Genomic DNA, 17,358 nt, shown 5'->3' with positions numbered 1-17,358 from the left:
TTTGAATTTATTTATAAGATCGACCCATTCTGGGGATAACTTGATGGTTGGTTTAAATTCAAATTTAAATTCATAAAAACCAATTCACAAATTTGAGGTTGTGGATAAATCTGTGAGTAAACTTGAAGATAACTTAAATAATTAATATATACAATGATTTAGTTTGTGAATATTTTAATTTAAAACTTTCTGACTGATTTCTAATCCTTATATTATCTTGATATATCACAGCCTAGATTTTGAAAGAAAGCGTGTTTTTCATTGACAGCTCAAGCAATGAGCACTAAAATCGCGAACCTTTACTGAAAGATCATTTTTGGAGTTTCGATATGAAACGTACTTTCCAACCTTCTGAGTTGAAACGTAAACGCGTTCATGGTTTCCGTGCTCGCATGGCTACTAAAGCTGGCCGTCAAGTATTAGCGCGTCGTCGTGCAAAAGGTCGTCACAGCTTAACTGTTTAATTTCAGTTAAGACTGTCAAGACTTGGGTGTTATGACAACACTTTACGGCTTTAGCACAGATGTGCGAATACACTGTGCTGCCGATTATAAAAGTGTGTTCGATGGTGCGCTTTTTAAAGTGCATCAACCCCATTTCTTATTTCTAGCAAAAATCTCCGAACAGCCGAATAGCCGTTTGGGTATTGTTGTTGCTAAGAAAAAAGTGCGCCGCGCACATGAAAGAAATCGAGTAAAACGACTTGCACGCGAAAGTTTTCGCCTGCATCAACAGCAGTCTAATGTATTAGATATTGTCGTTATGCCAAAAATGGGCATAGAGGCGGTACCGAATGCAGAGTTGCATCAGCAATTACAATTTGCTTGGCAAAAATTGCAGCGCCTTGCAAATAAGCATAAAAAAATAGCTACCTCCCCACAAGCGTAGAGATGACCAATGGTTCGTTTACTGCATTGGCTCATTCGTTTCTATCAGATTGCGATTAGTCCTTTATTGGGACCACGCTGTCGTTATATTCCAACATGTTCTCAATATTCTTTGGAAGCAGTCCATCAACATGGTGCTGTACGTGGAGTGTGTCTAGCTGTTCAGCGTATTTGCCGTTGTCATCCTTGGGGCGGTTCAGGCTATGATCCTGTTCCATCAAAAGCAATTCGTTTTATTTCATTTCAGCAAATAGATTCTCAAACGCTTCACGTTGCTGTACCCTTTCGTGAACGTTTATTGAACCAAAATCACTCTAACCACTTGGGGTAATACCTATGCAACAATGGGCCAGGATTGCAATTCTCGGGGCCATGTTTGTTGTCGCATATTTGCTCATTTTGGCTTGGCAGAAAGATTATGGACATGCGGAACAAAAACCTCAGCAAAATGCTGCGGTGGTAACGCATGAAGTATCTGCCGATTTGCCAAATGGCCAGACAGCTACGGCTGCTACTGATGTGCCGCAAGCAAATAATGCTGCTACACAACAAACAACAGATGCCACTGCACCTGTTAGTCAACAGTTAATTTCAGTACAAACTGACCTTTACCATCTTTGGATTAATCCAAAGGGTGGCGATATTGTTCGTATTGAATTACTCAATCATGACAAAAATAAAGACAGCGACGAACCATTTGTAATGCTTGAAAGCGATGCAAAACGGACTTATGTTGCTCAGTCTGGCTTAATTGGTCTTAATGGCCCTGACAGCAATCCGAAAGGACGTCCAACCTATGAAATTGAAAAATCTTCATATACGTTAAATGACGCAAAAGCTGTGAAGGGTAAAGATGGCCAAACAGCAAAAGTTTTGTCAGTACCAATGGTTTATAAAACAGCAGATGGTGTAGAGGTTATTAAAACCTTTAACTTCACTGAAGGTGAATACCCTGTTGTCGTGAATCATAAAATCGTGAACCGCAGTGCTCAGAACTGGCAAGGTCAGATGTTTGGTCAGCTTAAACGCGACAACTCTGAAGATCCAGGTAAATCTGATCAAGGTATTTTCACTTTAGGTACATTCCTTGGTGGTGCATGGGGTTCGCCTGAAGAACATTACAACAAACTTAAATTTGCCAACTTCAATGAAGAAAAATTGAATGTTGAAGCAACTGGCGGTTGGGTTGCAATGGTTCAGCATTACTTCGTGAGTGCGTGGATTCCTGGACAGATCAAATTAACGCAAGCCAATGGTCAACCGTATGCTGCGAAACTTGAGTCACGTAAATCTACTGATGATATGAACATTATTCAGTTCACTTCACCTGCAATCAATGTTCCTGCAGGAACTGTGGCAGAAGTAGATGCAACGTTCTATTCAGGTCCAAAAATCCAATCTGAATTAAAAGAATTGGCAGTTGGTTTAAACCAAACAGTAGACTATGGTTGGTTATGGCCAATTGCGAAATTATTGTTCGTCGGTCTTGAGTTTTTCCACGGTTTAGTGGGTAACTGGGGTTGGTCAATTATTCTATTGACGATTCTGGTGAAACTGATCTTGTGGCCTTTGTCATCGAAGAGTTACCGCTCTATGGCGAAAATGCGTGTGATTGCACCTGAAATGCAACGCATGAAAGAAGAGTTCGGTGAAGACCGTATGCGCTTCTCGCAAGAAATGATGGCATTGTATAAACGTGAACAAGTAAACCCACTGTCAGGTTGCTTGCCGTTATTGCTCCAAATGCCGATCTTCCTTGCTTTGTACTGGGTGTTGATGGAGTCCGTTGAACTACGTCATGCGCCGTGGTTAGGTTGGATTCAAGATTTATCTGCGATGGATCCATGGTTTATTTTGCCGCTATTAATGGGCTTAACCATGTTTATTCAGCAAAGTTTGAACCCACAACCGGCTGATCCAATGCAGGCAAAAGTCTTCAAAATCATGCCAGTGATTTTTACGGTATTTATGTTGTTCTTCCCTGCGGGCCTTGTGCTTTACTGGATCTGTAACAACAGTATTACTATTCTTCAACAAGGTTTGATTAACAAATCTGTTGAAAAAGAACGTTTAAAACGTGAAGCGGCTGACTCAGCAAACTAAGCATTGCTGATGGGCTGAATAAATCCGCTTAAGATGGTAATCTTAGGCGGATTTTTCTTTATCTGTAGTTTGAAAATTTTTAGGTGAATTTTATGTTAAACCGAACCACCATCGCAGCAATTGCCACACCGCCGGGTCGTGGTGGTGTCGGCGTGATTCGCCTGTCTGGTCCCAAATCTTATGCCATTGCAGAAGCATTAACGCAGCAATCCCTGCCTGAAGCACGTTTTGCTGGTTTCCGTAAGTTTTATGATGCATCGAATGAAATCATGGATGAAGGTTTGGTGATTTGCTTTCCAAATCCGCACTCTTTTACGGGTGAAGATGTGGTGGAGCTTCAAGGTCATGGCGGCCCCGTTATTCAAAATGCATTATTGGCGCGGTTACTTGAATTGGGCGCTATTGCTGCAAAAGCGGGCGAATTTTCAATGCGCGCCTTTGAAAATGGCAAAATGGACTTGGTGCAAGCCGAGGCGATTGCTGATCTGATTGATGCCACCTCACAAGCAGCGGCACGTTCAGCGGTACGTTCATTACAAGGTGCTTTTTCGAGCAAGGTCAATACGGTGCTAGAAAAACTTATCCATTTGCGTTTGCATGTGGAAGCAGCGATTGATTTTCCTGAAGAAGAAATCGACTTTTTGGCGGATGGTAAGATTTTGGGTTTATTGGATGAAGTGGCAAGCTCGGTCCATGCTGTGCAGCAATCTGCCCGTCAAGGTCAGTTACTACGTGAAGGTTTACAAGTGGTGATTGCCGGTAAACCCAATGCAGGTAAGTCATCGCTACTCAATGCTTTAGCGGGTGTTGAACGTGCGATTGTGACGGATATTGCGGGTACGACACGTGATGTTTTACATGAAAAAATCAGCCTCAATGGTTTGCCGATTACCTTGACCGATACTGCAGGTTTACGTGAAACCGGTGATATCGTCGAAAAAGAAGGGATTCGCCGCGCAATTAAAGAAATTGAGCAAGCTGACTTGTTACTTTTGGTCTATGACTTAAGTCAGGGCGAAGATCCACTACAATTGGCTCAAGCGTACTTTGCTGATCATATTGAACCGAAGCGTTTGATGTTGATTGGTAATAAATGCGATTTGACGGGATCTACCGCGGAAATTACCGATTTAAACGGTTTTCGACATATTCGCGTCTCGGCTAAACAAGAAACTGGCGTTCAAGCGCTTATTGATGCGATTACAGCGCATGCAGGCTTTCAACCAGAGGAAGATACCTTTATTGCTCGAACACGCCATTTAGACGCAATGAAGCGCACTCGGCGCTATCTTGCAGAAGCACGTGAGCAGTTGGTGGTTTATCATGCGGGTGAGTTGGTAGCTGAGTCGCTACGTTTGGCGCAAAATGCCTTAGGTGAAATTACGGGCGATTTCAGTGCGGATGATTTGCTAGGGAAGATTTTCGGATCATTCTGTATTGGCAAGTAATAAAACGATTGAGCTCCTCGTTTCATCCATTGAAATATCCATCCAAAGCACGATGTTCGAAAACATCGTGCTTTTTTTGCATCCCTTTAGCCTGGGTTTGAGCCAAAAATGATTTTAAAGATCGATCTCAGCACATCTTTCATTTTCATCCCATAAAAAGGATTGATCGCTGCTCTTTTCGATGCAGCTTCAACTTTGACTTTGAGTGTTGCATAGTCTGGAAATTGTTGCTGTTGCGAAGATTTTTCGACTGCTGACAAAATATCAATTAAAAATGCACGATTAATTTTTGAACTTAATGGAATGGATTGATACCACTGTTTTTCAAAGCGACGATCTAAAAAGATATCGGGAATTTCGGGGCTAGTGGCATAAAACATGGCTTTGGTGCGCATACATTTACTGCATTGACCACAATTTTTTGGGCGAGCCGTATAGTTCACACAGATCGACAGGGTTTGTAAATCTAAGCCAGATTGGCTTAAAAATGCAGTCTTTTGTGATCGCGTGACATCATCGTTGAGGGTGATTAAGGCCCCAGATCGATTCTTCATCAATCGGTTGGATGCTGTATTTGAGCCATATGGATGAACGAATAATTGTTGATCTAAACGGTAATCGGCTGAAATTCGATATTGCTGGTAATGTTCAAAAATCGAAGCGCAGGAAAACAGCGAAAAGATATGTGTGACATGCGAACCTTTAGGGTTACAGCCATATTTACTGTACAGCGCGTAAGCATCGGTTTTTACCACGCGACTTTGCTTAAAAACTTGGCTTCTAAAGTCATGGGTCTGATCCATTAAGGCCTGAAATTTTTCATGGTCATCAAATTTATAATCCATTCCATGCACAGTGAGACAATCAGAGTCTTGCCCATTTTCAAGAAAAGCTTTGTATGTACTATATGTGGAGTCAATCCCACCGCTAAAAAAGCTTAAATTTTCAGTGGATTGGTTTGCCGGTGGTGTTTGGATAATCGATGCAGCACTGAGCATGACTGGTTGATATAAATCAGGTAACCAAGCGGCCCAGACAGTTGAAACCTCCCGTGCGGAGTGGAGGGTTTGTATTGAAATAGGTCCTTCTATATGCAGCGGGATGCCAAGGCGCATGGCAATGGGTAAAAAGCCCCAAACGATAAAATCATAGGTTTCTAATTGCGGTAAGGATTCAAACGGTAAAATATAGTGAATATTCCCGTATTCGCTGCTGGCGATGATTTGATTTTCCGCAGTGTTAATTTGACATTGAATTTTTAGCATTTTTTTAAATTTTTGAATCACATCACACAAGATCTTAATTTAATTTGATTGATTTTTATAGGGTTTCTTAATTTTTTTTGGGTTTAAGAAGCACCCCATACAAGATGCTTCTTGAATAAGTTCAGTGGTTAATTGGTGTTCAGACTGCGGTGCCAAAACAATAAGCCGAAACACAATAAGCCTACGCCAATACAAAAAACTAAAACACCGACCATCAAGCCACAATGATCAGATAAATAGCCGGCTGCAATAATTGGAATAATGGTTCCTAAATATCCGATAAACAAATAGGTCGAGATCACCGCAGCACGGTTTTGATTGTTGGTCATTTGATGAACTAAGCCAAATGCGCCTAAAAGCCCCAGGCCATGCCCTACACCGACTAGAATATCGCTAATAAAAAACAATGCACTCCAGTGTTGGGTCATACATAGCGCAAGGAGCGCATAGCTCAGTATTAATACCATTAAGCCGGTATTTACACATTTTGCAGAAGGAATCGATTTCGCCATAAATTGCACGACAGCGGAAACCAGCAAGATACTTGCAATGGCACTACCACTGACCAAAGGGCCATGCCATGGGATTGCATCTTTGACGAAAGAGGGTGCGAGTGATGCAAATAAGCTAAAAGAACCAAAGGCACAAAAGCAGTCAGTCCGGCGATATAAAATCGTGAATTATCACGCTTTTCAGGCAATTCCAAATGTGGTGCCACTGAAAAAGGCTGTGGCTCAAAATTCGGTGTGCGAATAAAAAATAACCCTATTAAACACGCCAAACCCCCCAAAGATCACAGGGATATAAGGGGTAATTAAAGGCTGTTCAGAGAACTGAGCGATCACCCCACCAATAAATGGGCCAAGACCAAAACCAATCACAGTTATGATTGAACTCAGCTGCGGAGCATTATTTTTATGCTGTTCAGGAATGGTATAGACCATGCCAAGCATAGCTGAGGTACTAATTAAACCCGAGGCAATGCCGATAATAAAGCGACCGATAGATAACCACAGCGCATTACTGGCAAACACCGATAAGCTTAAACCTAAGATGATGCATGCCATACCGATTTGCAGGGTTCTTAAAAAACCAAAACTGTTACTGGTACGACCTAAAAACAGCAAGGTCGCTAGGCAACCAAACATGTAGGCAACAAAGATATAGGTGATATGACTCGGCAGCAGTCCCCAAAGTTGCTGATAAATGGGATACAGAGGACTAGCTAGCGCTGTACCAATAGTGCCCATACAGAGTGCAAGGCTCACCATGATGAACGGTCGCCAAGAGGGAGATGTGGTCATTTTAAAGTCGCAGAGGTACAGCCAATAGGGTCAATATTGTGCTGCATGAGAAAGAAGGAAATATGGGCTCAGTTTAATGCCGATTGTTTTCCATGGTCAAATCACAGATGTAACTTTATCCATAGCGTTTAAGCAGTTTTACAAATTCTTCCAGTTCTACTTCATTGATTTCAACATCTTGAGGCAATACATGATGGCGTAAATGTGCTTCGATGAGTTCATTCATTAATCCATTTACAGCACCTTTGATGGCCGCAACCTGTTGTAAAACCTCGATATACCCTGCTTCGGGTTGCTGTAAAGCCAGTTCAACTGCATTGACCTGACCTTGTAGACGTTTAACCCGATTTAAAATCTTTTTGTCCTGATGTAAATGACTCAACACTTTCTCCCGAAAATAAATATACTATGGGGGAGTATATTTAAGCATAGAACCTAATGAAAACTTCCCCATCCATCCGAATTCATCATCATCAATTTGATGAAGGTAATCCACTCGCACAAAAACGGATCTTAATTGCCACTATTTTAACGGCAGTCATGATGTTGTTAGAAGTCATTGGCGGATGGATTTTTAATTCGATGGCATTATTGGCTGATGGTTGGCATATGAGTTCACATATGTTGGCATTAGGCTTGGCCTATTTTGCCTATCGTGCGGCACGCCACTATGCCCAAGATGCTCGTTTTAGTTTTGGGACTTGGAAAATTGAAATTTTAGCGGGCTATAGCAGCGCGATATTATTGATGGTCGTTGCTGCATTTATGGCCTTTCATTCGGTGGAACGCTTATTCAACCCGGTCCAAATTCATTATAACGAAGCAATCCCTATTGCGATTTTAGGTCTGGTGGTGAACTTGATCTGTGCTTGGTTATTGCATGATGACCATCACCATCACCATCACCATCACCATCACCATCACCATCACCATCATCATCAGCAGCATAGCCATGAAGAGCAGCATGATCATCATCACGATCTCAATCAGAAAGCAGCCTTCATGCATGTGGTTGCTGATGCGGTGACTTCAGTGTTGGCCATTGTGGCTTTATTTGCTGGAAAATGGATGGGCTGGGGATTTTTAGATGCGCTATTGGGGATTGTTGGTGCGGTACTTGTTGGTAAGTGGGCCATTGGGCTGATGAAAGAAACTGGACAAACATTACTAGATGCGGAAATGGATCACCCTGTCGTTGATGAGATTCGAGAGATTTTAATGCAATTACCTGTCGACGTCGATGTAACTGATTTACATGTATGGAAAGTGGGTAAAGGTCAGTTTTCATGTATTGTGGCTTTAGAAACCAGTCAGGCATTGAGCGCCGATGAAGTGCGTCAAGCGCTGTCGATTCATGAAGAAATTGTACATGTGTCTGTTGAAATTAATTCACCTGATGCAGCTTAATATGTTCCACGTGAAACGGCATGTAGCTATTGCGTAATGAACTGAAAAAAGCCCAAGACTTTCACGTGTTAAGGCTTAGAATGCTGAATCAATTAAATGTTGAAGTTGTTCGGTCTATGTTGAAAAAAATATGTGTGTTGGCGTTGAGTACCACCCTTTCGACTTTTGCTTTAGCAGATGCGGCACAGGTTCAAAAGCTCTTGGCAGAAAAGCACCCCAGTTTAAAAATTGAAAATATTCAAAGTACCGAAATGCCGGGCATATATAGCGGCTTTGTTGAAGATCAAGTTTTGTATTTGAGTGAAAATGCGGATTATGTGATCGCAGGTTCAATGATCCGTTTAAAAGATCAAAAAAATCTGACCAAACAATTGATCCTCAGTCAGCAAAAAACTGAGTGGAATAAACTCCCATTACAAGATGCGATTAAAACAGTCAGGGGGAATGGGAAGCGCCAAATCGCGATCTTTTCTGACCCAAATTGCCCATATTGTAAGAAGCTTGAAGTAGAACTGGCAAAACTCAATGATGTGACCATTTATACTTTTGTCACAGCCATAAAACCGCAGTCGTTGGCGCCATCGAAGCAGATTTTTTGTGAGTCAAACCCTGCTATGGTCTGGAATAATTTAATCAATAAGGGAATTCAACCGAAGTCAGCGAAAAGCTGTGCAAACCCCATTGATCGAAATTTAAAATTAGCAAAAAGCTTAAAACTAAGTGGTACACCGGGAATCGTCTTTGCCAACGGTTCGATCTTAACCGGTGCATATCCTGCTGCTGAATTAGAATCGATGTTAAAAGAGATCAAATAATTTCAGCTGTACGGCATGAATAAAATATAAAAAAATACCCGTCTATAGGCGGGTATTTTAATGGTGCTATAAAAATTAGACGCGGGCTTTTTTCGTTACAAGGTTATAGATAAACAACACAATGATCGCACCAATGACGGAAGCGATAAATCCAGCGGCAGAATTTTCTCCATATAGACCTAATAAACGTCCGCCATAGGTCGCAAGTAAGGAACCTGCTATCCCGAGCAGGGTGGTCATAATGAAACCTGCTTTGTCATCTCCAGGATGGATCGCACGTGCAATTAAACCAGCAATAAAACCAACAACAATCGCAACAATTAGTGACCACATAGTAACTCTCCTTTTGTTATCATGTATTTGTTTTTTACGACATGTTCAATCTTTATCTTTAATCAAAACTAAGCTGAGCTACAGCCTAAACATGCAAAAAACTGTTGTTTTTTTGTTCTGGAATAGCTAGAAAAGTAAAAAAAAGTGGCCTTAGGCCACTCTTAAGTATCTGATCTTGCTTAGAGACCAATTTCGCCAATAAATGGAATGTGACGATATTTTTGATCATAGTCCAGACCATAACCTACGATAAATTTATCTTCGACTTCAAAACCTAAAAATCTCACTTCGAGTTCAATCTCACGACGTGAAGGCTTGCTAACCAAAGTACAAAGCTCGATTGAATTTGGATTGCGCGTCTGTAAAATTTCTAAAACTTTGCTTAAGGTATTTCCTGAATCGATAATATCTTCAACCACCAAGACATCTTTATCTTTAATGTCGCCATCTAAATCTTTTAAGATTTTTACATCGCGAGTAGATACTGTCCCACCGCCATAACTTGAAACGGTCATGAAATCGAGTTCATGCGGTTTTGAAATCGCGCGGCAAAGGTCAGCCATAAAAATAACGGAACCACGTAATAGACCAATTAACACCAACTCTTTGTCGCTGTTAGCATAGTGTGCATCAATTTTTGCGCCAAGCTCTTTCACTTTAGCTTGAATTTCTTCAGTGGAAATCAATACGCTCATTTGAACAGACATGGGTAGATACCTAAAAAAGCAAATCAAAAAAATAAAAAAGGTGTTGACTTGCAACACCTCTAAAGATGAACCAATTTTAATACATCTGGCTCACAGATGCATCTTTTTTGCCGTTGAAAATGTAATCAGTTTTTTTTTGGAAGTGCTGTCACGCTTGAGTAAGCACAGACAAGCGACGGCAATCAGTCCAATTTTCAACGCTGTTTTTCCTCTCGGTCGAGCTGTTTTATGCTTTGACATACGCACATTGTCCAAACACATAGGTGGCATGGATATTACGATCATCACCCATCAGCATCAGGGCAAATAAAGCATCTTCCAGATTTTTGGCACGTTGTTGACGTAGGGCTTGTAAAGCCGTGGCTTTTAAATCGAGCACCACAAAATCTGCTTCTTTGCCCAAATCAAAGTTTCCAAGTTTGTCCTCTAGGTCTAAGGCTTTTGCTCCCCCTAACGTGGCATGGTACAGCGCTTCAAATGCGGACAGTTTATCGCCTTGAAGTTGTTGAACTTTGTAGGCTTCATTGATGGTTTGCAGTTGGTTAAATGAGGTGCCTGCGCCAATGTCTGTGCCTAAGCCGACTTTCACCTGTTTTTCCCATGTTTTCTTTAATGGAAATAAACCACTGCCTAAGAACAAGTTCGAGGTTGGACAAAACGCGATTGCGGAGTTGGTCTGATGCATACACTCCCACTCGGCATCTTCCAAATGCACGCAGTGCGCAAACACGGAACGTGATCCGGTCAGACCATAATGATGATAAACGTCTAAATAGCCGTTTTGCTCAGGGAATAATGCTTTGACCCACGCAATTTCATTTTTATTTTCACTCAAATGTGTATGCACATAAACATCAGGATACTCGGTTTTTAGCTCCCCTGCCCGTGCCAATTGTTCAGGCGTTGAGGTTGGGGCAAAGCGAGGCGTGATGGCATACAGGTTACGGCCCTTGCCATGCCACTTCTCAATCAGTGCTTTGGAGTCGTTATAGCCACTCTCAGCTGTGTCACATAATGCTTCAGGGGCATGTCGATCCATCATGACCTTACCGGCAATTAAGCGCATCTGATGCTGTTCTGCAGCTTTAAATAAAGCATCGACCGATTGTGGATGAACGGTACAAAAAACAAGAGCTGTTGTGGTTCCGTTTTTGAGTAACTCGTTTACAAAGAACTGTGCAATTTGCTCTGCATAAGCCGGATCTTCAAATTGGATTTCAGTTGGAAAGGTATAGGTATCGAGCCATTCCAGTAGCTGTTCACCATAAGCCCCCATCATTTCCGTTTGTGGATAATGAATATGGGTATCGATGAAACCCGGAACAATCAATTGATCAGGATAATGCTGTACTTCAACCTGATCTGGGAGATGGTGTTGGCCCTCAGACCATGGACCGAACCATTGAATTTTTCCGGCTTGCGTAATTAGCAAACCATCTTCGAAATAGCGCACTTGGTCGTGAATTTCACGTGCTTGGGCAACTGTATTCTGAATATCTAGAAAGCGACCACGGATCGCTGTAGATGCGATAACAGAAGACATGACATACCTGCAGTTTAGAATTTTTTCGGTTGATTGTAGCCCAATTTGGTTCAAAATACCGTTAGAGTAATTGTGAAAATGTATTCTAAAAAATAGAACACCTATTGATAAGTGATTCTGTTTTTTTGTTCATTATGTTTGATTTGAATAATTCAAAAGCATTGAGCCGTGTACATTGCACGACGTATGAATAAAGACTAACAGGTGCAACGTTTGCTATATTGATCTCAAGAGCGCCCTTTAAAAAAGAGAATGAGCCCTTTAATGCATATGCGTTATTCAGACCAATTAAAACATGACCTATTTCAGCATCAAGGCATCATGCAGATTTTACATGCCATGTATGCCATAGATACACAGGCTTATTTGGCTGCAGGCGTGGTTCGTAATTTGATTTGGTCACAGCGACATCAACAACTCTATGTACTGGAAGGAACAGAAGTCGATGTGATTTATTATGCGGAACATGATGATGGAACACAGGGTCAAAGGATTCAACAGCAGATGCAGTTGGATTTTCCTCACATTCATTGGGATGTTACCAACCAAGCGACAGTACACCAGTGGTATCGCTTGGAAAATGGCGAGCAAATACAGGCGCTCAAGTCGATTGAGCATGCCCTATCGTTGTGGCCAGAAACTGCCACTGCCATCGCCGTTAAATTGGATGATCAACAACAAATACAGCTGATTGCTCCTTTGGGCTTAGATGATTTATTTGAGTTAAATGTCCGCTGGAACCCACGTTTAGTCAGTCAGGCGACTTTTTTGCAGCGTGTGCAGCAAAAACAATTTTTACAACGCTGGCCGAAACTCAAACTCTTGATGACGCCTGAAGCTTAGTTCATGGCTTTGTTACAAAATAAAAAAAGCCTTCTTGAAAGAAGGCTTTTATTTATCTAAGCGTTTTATAACGTGGTTTGATGGTACTTCTTACTGTGTCGGATTGATAACCATGCAGTAATGGTTAAAGTCACCACAATAAAACCGAGTGAAATCCAAATTGGCATGTGGAACACATCGAGCAACAGCATCTTAGCGCCAATAAATACCAGGATAATGCCCAGACCATATGGTAAGTAATGCATTTTCGATGCAGCACCGGATAAGAGGAAGAACATAGCACGTAGACCTAAAATCGCCATTAAGTTTGCAGTCAGTACAATGAATGGGTCAGAGGTAACCGCAAAGATCGCTGGGATTGAGTCCACCGCAAAAATGACGTCCGATGCTTCAACCAAGATCAACACTAAAAAGAGCGGCGTTGCCCATAAGACACCATTTTGACGAACGAAGAATTTATCTTCATGCATTTGAGGGGTAATACGCATGTGTTTACGTAGCCACTTCAAAATCGCCATATCTTCGATATCTTTATCTTCTTCGTCTTGGCCTTTAAGGAATTTAAAGCCGGTATACACTAGGAATGCACCGAAGATGTACAGTACCCAAGAGAATTCTTGAACGAACCATGCCCCAATAAAAATAAAGATGGTACGCAGCACAATTGCACCGAGGACACCGTAGAGTAACAGTTTGCGCTGCAAAGCAGGTGGAATGGCAAAGGCAGCAAAGATCATGAGCCAGACAAAAACGTTATCAATTGCAAGTGATTTTTCGAGCAGATAACCAGCGAAATATTCCATGATTTTGGTGTTTGCAACAGCGACACCAGCGGTTTGCTGTAAGTAGAGCCACAATGCACCACCGAATAAGGTAGCCACAGAGACCCATGCAATACTCCAATAGGCAGCGGTTTTGACTTTGATTTCTTGGCCTTTGTTATTTTTAAAGCCTAAAAAGTCGATGAGTAGCATGATGGTGACTAAACCGAAAAATGCCAGATATAGCCATAAAGAGCCAATCGTTTCCATGTGTATTCTCCACATCTAACAACCAGCCATAAAAAAAACCTCGACCAGTTGCCAGACGAAATAAAACGCCTGAGACAACATGATCAAGGTCTTGCCTACATCGTACTGTAATGATTTTCAGCAGCGATGCTCAGATACCGACTTTTTGCAAAGTGTAATGACGATATTCTGACACGTAAAACAAGGTTTACGTTTGGAGGAGGCTACTCCCCTTGTTCAAATTTTGTTTTGGACACTGTCCAAATATGCGGCAAAGCATGACAGTTTTTAGTACAAAGTGCAATCAGCAATTTTCGAATTCACTTAATGTGTCACGGGAGGATTAAAATCACCACGGTGTACCAACGCTAAGGCTAAAAGTGTGCCGATCACGGCGATGATTCCTCCGATCACGCCAATATAACTCAAACCGAAATGTACACTGACCATACCGCCCAAGAGTGCGCCACCGCCAATCCCGACATTATAAAGTCCTGAATAGATAGCCATGGCGACATCGGTGGCATCGGATGCGAGAAGCAGCGTTTTTGACTGTAATGCGAGACTAAATCCAATGATACTCATGCCCCATAGTAGGCACACGGCACTTACACCTGCAAAACTCAAAGAAACAGGAAGCAACAGCAGCATCGATAAAGCCAGTGTGGCTGTACTTAAAGGAATCGCAACTTTGGGATATTTCCCACCAAATTTTCCAAAGAGATAAGAACCTAGAAAGCCTGCTGCACCAAAGATTAATAACAACGTGGTGGTTTGCATGGAGCTGAATGCAGCAATGTTGAGCGAAAACGGTTCGATATAGCTATATGCGGTAAATTGCGCGCTAATGACGATAATGGTTAATGCAAAGACCATTATTAAGCTTGGACGGCGAATAAACTGTTTTAGGCTGCTCAGCGAACCTGAGTTCAAACTCGGCAGTATTGGCAGCGTTTTGGCTAAAATCAGGCAAACGATACTGGCGCCAATGCCAATCAGAGCAAAGGTATTTCGCCAACCATAGGCTTCTCCGACCATACGCCCAAACGGAATACCGAGAACCATCGCCAAAGCTGTGCCTGTGGCCAAAAGCCCCAAGGCTTGAAATTCTTTGCCTTTCGGTGCAACACGAACTGCCAGCGACGCAGTAATTGACCAAAAAAGTGCATGCGAGAAAGCAATGCCAATTCGACTGAGCAATAAAGTATTAAAGCTCCATGCGAAATACGACAGAACATGGCTGATAATAAACACTATAAATAAACAAATCAGGAGCGAGCGACGTTCAATATTTTTGGTCAATAACATGATCGGCAAAGAAATCGGCGCAACCACCCATGCATAGAGCGTAATCATGATGCCGACATCGGTCGCGGCTAAGCTAAATGTTTTGCCAATATCGCTGAGTAACGCGACAGGTACAAATTCAGTGGTATTAAAAATAAATGCTGCGAAAGCCAAAGCAATCACAGCCGTCCAAGAGCCAGAAGAAGCCGTTTCGGAGGGAGAGGCAGACATGAGTGTCTTCAAATAAATAAAGTGGCTTATTTTACTATGCTCTATACACGAGCAGGAACCGATTTAAGCCCTATGCATGCGGTTTAAATTAATAAAAAACAACAGAGTTGACCTCCATTACATGCCAATTTATAAAAAAATGGAGGAAATTTGAGATGTTTGTACAACAAGATGATGATCAAAAAAAAGGAGCTTTCTTTGTTGAGCAAGATGGGGAACGTTTGGCAGAGATGACTTACTCATGGGCAGGCGGTGATAAATTTATTATTGATCATACCGACGTCAGTGACAGCTTGCGAGGACAAGGTGTTGGACGACATCTCCTCGATGCAGCAGTGAATTTTGCTCGGGAAAAGAACGTGAAAATTATTCCACTCTGCCCTTTTGCAAAATCTGTATTTGATAAAGATGAATCGATTCGTGATGTTCTACGCTAAATTGTATAGCGTGATGTAGATTAATCATTTGGATAAATAAAAACAGCCTGATGGTATAGCGATCAGGCTGTTTTTATTTGAAATCTAGCTGTGAAATTGAATTAAGATCGTGATTTATACAGCGATACAACCAAACATATTGCAATAATCAGCAATACAAAAATGGCGACGAGATAAAGGTCCATAATAAAAATATCCGGCAATTGTGATTTAATTGTTTTTTAATTAATGTGAAAGGTGTACAAGTTTATTATCACCTACAGTTGAATATAGGTCGTTTAAGTTCTGTACCAATCACTTTCTCGTTTGTTACACGGTGTATTTTTTCATAAAAAGGAAGAAAAAACAGTGACTATACAACATCAAGATAATGGTCAAAAAGGTGAATTTTTTCAGTTAAATGCTGAGGGTGAACGGCTCGCAGAAATGAGTTATCTATGGCGCGATGAACATACCATTGTGGCAAATCACACGTGGGTAGATGACTCATTGCGTGGGCAAGGGATGGCTCGAGTGTTATTGGATCATTTGGTGGAATTCGCTCGTGATAAACACTTAAAGATTATTCCTACTTGTTCTTATGTTGATGTGATGTTTCGTAGAGATAAAACCCTTGCCGATGTTCAAGCCTAAAAAAGCCCGCCATGCGGGCTTTTCTATCATTATGAATTTTTTAAAAAATTTAAAAGCTAAGTTGTATTTAATTGAGCTTTAATTTTAACAGCGTAGAAGGTGCTTTGAAAAGATTTGGCCAAAACTGCAATAAGATCGAGCAGCTTGATATCCCTAAAAATAAGCTTAAACACATGATATTTAATAATGCAAAGTCATTCAGTACAAAATAAATACTGCCAATAGTCATCATCATTAGTAAATAAATGAGATAGTGGGGAATCGCAGTACGCAGTGTTATTCCTAAAATAAATGAGCAAATAACGACATTAAAAAAATCTGAAACGCCAAAATTATTCAGTATGATCAAGGCAGCAAAATATACACAAGTGATCGATAAAAAAATGAGTAAATTCTTGAGCATGGTAGGCCTCTTTATTCATCTTCAAATGGAAATAATTTCATTGTTTGAATATGTATGAGTTTAAAAAAATGAAGGTGATATCGGTATACGTGATCTTGGTTTTGTGTTGTAAGTTAAAAAGCACACTTGATTAAAAAACATACAAATATTTACTCATCCTGTAGAACTTTCTACGTTAAAATCGTACTAATACTTTAAGAATAAACACAATGATACAACTCTGTTATGCCAGTACACGTGTAGAACAACAATTTGATTTAATACAAGATTTAAGTGATATTTTGGTGAGAGCCCGCAGCTTTAATACTGAAAAGAATATTTTTGGCGTGCTGTACTATGCCGAAGGCCGGTTCTTCCAATGCCTGCAAGGTGAGCAAGCGGCACTCGAACAGCTTTTTCAGCATATTATGCAAGATACGCGGCATCGGGATATTGTGCGTTATCCTGATCAAACTATTGATCAAATCGATTTTTCAAAATGGTCGATGAAATATGTCAATCGACATAGTGAAATTGCCAGTTTATTCCAGCGCTTTGGACATTCAAGCTTTCAACCAAACCTGCTTAATACGGAACAAATTCAGGCGTTTTTAACGACATTGTTAAGATTAGAAAATGTTGAACAGCCGGTTAAGCTGGATTTAGGCTATAAAAACCGAGGCTATCAGCATTATTTTTAAGCTGAGTGTGAATAAAAAAAGC

The 17,358-nt window shown here is 41.1% G+C and carries 20 protein-coding genes; 11 read left to right on the top strand and 9 right to left on the bottom strand.

All coding sequences use genetic code 11. The features are described from left to right. The first annotated feature begins 329 nt into the window (after positions 1-329). The 5 genes from rpmH (at position 330) to mnmE (ending at position 4,438) form a co-directional block, all read left to right on the top strand. A complete protein-coding gene (rpmH, locus tag LXF01_RS16495) occupies positions 330-464 on the top strand; it encodes a 50S ribosomal protein L34 (protein ID WP_000831329.1) in 135 nt (44 codons plus the stop codon). A gap of 31 nt (positions 465-495) precedes the next feature. Beyond that, positions 496-888, top strand: coding sequence for a ribonuclease P protein component (rnpA, locus tag LXF01_RS16490; RefSeq protein ID WP_078189509.1), 393 nt, complete (start codon positions 496-498; stop codon positions 886-888). 9 nt (positions 889-897) lie between these two features. Further along, positions 898-1,218: a membrane protein insertion efficiency factor YidD gene (yidD, locus tag LXF01_RS16485; protein ID WP_078189510.1), complete on the top strand. Its 321-nt coding sequence runs from the start codon at positions 898-900 to the stop codon at positions 1,216-1,218. A 5-nt stretch (positions 1,219-1,223) separates the two neighbouring features. Next, positions 1,224-2,990, top strand: a complete 1,767-nt coding sequence (yidC, locus tag LXF01_RS16480; RefSeq protein ID WP_078194451.1) for a membrane protein insertase YidC — start codon at positions 1,224-1,226, stop codon at positions 2,988-2,990. Positions 2,991-3,082: 92 nt separating this feature from the next. After that, the gene (gene mnmE, locus LXF01_RS16475; protein ID WP_233944752.1) at positions 3,083-4,438 is read left to right on the top strand and encodes a tRNA uridine-5-carboxymethylaminomethyl(34) synthesis GTPase MnmE; all 1,356 of its coding nucleotides are present in this window, start codon (positions 3,083-3,085) and stop codon (positions 4,436-4,438) included. 86 nt (positions 4,439-4,524) lie between these two features. Here mnmE and LXF01_RS16470 read toward each other — a convergent pair whose 3' ends face one another. The 4 genes from LXF01_RS16470 to LXF01_RS16460 all read right to left on the bottom strand — a co-directional run bounded on the left by LXF01_RS16470 (position 4,525) and on the right by LXF01_RS16460 (position 7,389). Next, a complete protein-coding gene (locus tag LXF01_RS16470; RefSeq protein WP_233944751.1) occupies positions 4,525-5,703 on the bottom strand; it encodes a hypothetical protein in 1,179 nt (392 codons plus the stop codon). Between the two features lie 128 nt (positions 5,704-5,831). Further along, positions 5,832-6,215 carry a hypothetical protein gene (locus LXF01_RS17560; RefSeq protein ID WP_267967481.1) on the bottom strand — a complete coding sequence of 128 codons (384 nt, stop codon included), beginning with the start codon at positions 6,213-6,215 and terminating at the stop codon, positions 5,832-5,834. Positions 6,216-6,437: 222 nt separating this feature from the next. Then, entirely contained in the window at positions 6,438-7,007 is a 570-nt protein-coding gene (locus tag LXF01_RS17555; protein WP_267967480.1) for an MFS transporter, read from the bottom strand. A gap of 115 nt (positions 7,008-7,122) precedes the next feature. Continuing rightward, the gene (locus LXF01_RS16460) at positions 7,123-7,389 is read right to left on the bottom strand and encodes a metal/formaldehyde-sensitive transcriptional repressor (RefSeq protein WP_233944750.1); all 267 of its coding nucleotides are present in this window, start codon (positions 7,387-7,389) and stop codon (positions 7,123-7,125) included. Between the two features lie 56 nt (positions 7,390-7,445). Between LXF01_RS16460 and dmeF the strand changes: the two genes are divergently transcribed. Both dmeF and LXF01_RS16450 read left to right on the top strand, forming a co-directional pair. Continuing rightward, the gene (gene dmeF / locus LXF01_RS16455) at positions 7,446-8,414 is read left to right on the top strand and encodes a CDF family Co(II)/Ni(II) efflux transporter DmeF (protein ID WP_233944749.1); all 969 of its coding nucleotides are present in this window, start codon (positions 7,446-7,448) and stop codon (positions 8,412-8,414) included. A gap of 116 nt (positions 8,415-8,530) precedes the next feature. Continuing rightward, the gene (locus LXF01_RS16450; protein ID WP_233945499.1) at positions 8,531-9,229 is read left to right on the top strand and encodes a DsbC family protein; all 699 of its coding nucleotides are present in this window, start codon (positions 8,531-8,533) and stop codon (positions 9,227-9,229) included. 75 nt (positions 9,230-9,304) lie between these two features. Here the strand turns inward: LXF01_RS16450 and LXF01_RS16445 are convergent, their stop codons facing one another. The 3 genes from LXF01_RS16445 to guaD all read right to left on the bottom strand — a co-directional run bounded on the left by LXF01_RS16445 (position 9,305) and on the right by guaD (position 11,812). Next, on the bottom strand, positions 9,305-9,562 hold the full coding sequence (locus LXF01_RS16445; protein WP_233944748.1) for a GlsB/YeaQ/YmgE family stress response membrane protein: 258 nt from the start codon (positions 9,560-9,562) through the stop codon (positions 9,305-9,307). Positions 9,563-9,741: 179 nt separating this feature from the next. Then, positions 9,742-10,269: a hypoxanthine phosphoribosyltransferase gene (hpt, locus tag LXF01_RS16440; RefSeq protein ID WP_233944747.1), complete on the bottom strand. Its 528-nt coding sequence runs from the start codon at positions 10,267-10,269 to the stop codon at positions 9,742-9,744. A 226-nt stretch (positions 10,270-10,495) separates the two neighbouring features. Next, on the bottom strand, positions 10,496-11,812 hold the full coding sequence (gene guaD, locus LXF01_RS16435) for a guanine deaminase (protein WP_233944746.1): 1,317 nt from the start codon (positions 11,810-11,812) through the stop codon (positions 10,496-10,498). 264 nt (positions 11,813-12,076) lie between these two features. Here guaD and LXF01_RS16430 point away from each other — a divergent pair, with 264 nt between their 5' ends. Continuing rightward, entirely contained in the window at positions 12,077-12,655 is a 579-nt protein-coding gene (locus LXF01_RS16430) for a nucleotidyltransferase family protein (protein WP_233944745.1), read from the top strand. A 65-nt stretch (positions 12,656-12,720) separates the two neighbouring features. Here LXF01_RS16430 and LXF01_RS16425 read toward each other — a convergent pair whose 3' ends face one another. Both LXF01_RS16425 and LXF01_RS16420 read right to left on the bottom strand, forming a co-directional pair. Continuing rightward, positions 12,721-13,686 (bottom strand): TerC family protein, encoded by a 966-nt coding sequence (locus LXF01_RS16425; protein ID WP_233944744.1) that lies wholly within the window; start codon positions 13,684-13,686, stop codon positions 12,721-12,723. A 303-nt stretch (positions 13,687-13,989) separates the two neighbouring features. Next, entirely contained in the window at positions 13,990-15,183 is a 1,194-nt protein-coding gene (locus LXF01_RS16420) for a sugar transporter (RefSeq protein ID WP_233944743.1), read from the bottom strand. 131 nt (positions 15,184-15,314) lie between these two features. Between LXF01_RS16420 and LXF01_RS16415 the strand changes: the two genes are divergently transcribed. The 3 genes from LXF01_RS16415 (at position 15,315) to LXF01_RS16405 (ending at position 17,336) form a co-directional block, all read left to right on the top strand. Continuing rightward, positions 15,315-15,620, top strand: coding sequence for a GNAT family N-acetyltransferase (locus LXF01_RS16415; protein WP_326489504.1), 306 nt, complete (start codon positions 15,315-15,317; stop codon positions 15,618-15,620). A gap of 306 nt (positions 15,621-15,926) precedes the next feature. Continuing rightward, on the top strand, positions 15,927-16,253 hold the full coding sequence (locus tag LXF01_RS16410; RefSeq protein WP_180109493.1) for a GNAT family N-acetyltransferase: 327 nt from the start codon (positions 15,927-15,929) through the stop codon (positions 16,251-16,253). Between the two features lie 612 nt (positions 16,254-16,865). Then, a complete protein-coding gene (locus tag LXF01_RS16405; RefSeq protein ID WP_180036062.1) occupies positions 16,866-17,336 on the top strand; it encodes a BLUF domain-containing protein in 471 nt (156 codons plus the stop codon). Positions 17,337-17,358: the final 22 nt, after the last annotated feature.

The sequence above is a fragment of the Acinetobacter sp. SH20PTE14 genome, from assembly GCF_021391555.1.
GTDB classification, from domain to species: domain Bacteria; phylum Pseudomonadota; class Gammaproteobacteria; order Pseudomonadales; family Moraxellaceae; genus Acinetobacter; species Acinetobacter amyesii.
The sequence above is the reverse complement of the archived record's forward strand: the minus strand, read 5'-3'. Positions and strand labels throughout refer to the sequence as shown.

What these genes read in the sequence shown, in the direction of transcription:
- guaD (WP_233944746.1), bottom strand. Translation starts at nt 11,812, where the DNA reads ATGTCTTCTGTTATCGCATCTACAGCGATCCGTGGTCGCTTTCTAGAT.
- LXF01_RS16405 (WP_180036062.1), top strand. Translation starts at nt 16,866, where the DNA reads ATGATACAACTCTGTTATGCCAGTACACGTGTAGAACAACAATTTGAT.
- LXF01_RS17555 (WP_267967480.1), bottom strand. Translation starts at nt 7,007, where the DNA reads ATGACCACATCTCCCTCTTGGCGACCGTTCATCATGGTGAGCCTTGCA.
- hpt (WP_233944747.1), bottom strand. Translation starts at nt 10,269, where the DNA reads ATGTCTGTTCAAATGAGCGTATTGATTTCCACTGAAGAAATTCAAGCT.
- rnpA (WP_078189509.1), top strand. Translation starts at nt 496, where the DNA reads ATGACAACACTTTACGGCTTTAGCACAGATGTGCGAATACACTGTGCT.
- LXF01_RS16430 (WP_233944745.1), top strand. Translation starts at nt 12,077, where the DNA reads ATGCATATGCGTTATTCAGACCAATTAAAACATGACCTATTTCAGCAT.
- LXF01_RS17560 (WP_267967481.1), bottom strand. Translation starts at nt 6,215, where the DNA reads ATGGCGAAATCGATTCCTTCTGCAAAATGTGTAAATACCGGCTTAATG.
- yidC (WP_078194451.1), top strand. Translation starts at nt 1,224, where the DNA reads ATGCAACAATGGGCCAGGATTGCAATTCTCGGGGCCATGTTTGTTGTC.
- dmeF (WP_233944749.1), top strand. Translation starts at nt 7,446, where the DNA reads ATGAAAACTTCCCCATCCATCCGAATTCATCATCATCAATTTGATGAA.
- LXF01_RS16445 (WP_233944748.1), bottom strand. Translation starts at nt 9,562, where the DNA reads ATGTGGTCACTAATTGTTGCGATTGTTGTTGGTTTTATTGCTGGTTTA.
- mnmE (WP_233944752.1), top strand. Translation starts at nt 3,083, where the DNA reads ATGTTAAACCGAACCACCATCGCAGCAATTGCCACACCGCCGGGTCGT.
- LXF01_RS16450 (WP_233945499.1), top strand. Translation starts at nt 8,531, where the DNA reads ATGTTGAAAAAAATATGTGTGTTGGCGTTGAGTACCACCCTTTCGACT.
- rpmH (WP_000831329.1), top strand. Translation starts at nt 330, where the DNA reads ATGAAACGTACTTTCCAACCTTCTGAGTTGAAACGTAAACGCGTTCAT.
- LXF01_RS16470 (WP_233944751.1), bottom strand. Translation starts at nt 5,703, where the DNA reads ATGCTAAAAATTCAATGTCAAATTAACACTGCGGAAAATCAAATCATC.
- LXF01_RS16425 (WP_233944744.1), bottom strand. Translation starts at nt 13,686, where the DNA reads ATGGAAACGATTGGCTCTTTATGGCTATATCTGGCATTTTTCGGTTTA.
- yidD (WP_078189510.1), top strand. Translation starts at nt 898, where the DNA reads ATGGTTCGTTTACTGCATTGGCTCATTCGTTTCTATCAGATTGCGATT.
- LXF01_RS16420 (WP_233944743.1), bottom strand. Translation starts at nt 15,183, where the DNA reads ATGTCTGCCTCTCCCTCCGAAACGGCTTCTTCTGGCTCTTGGACGGCT.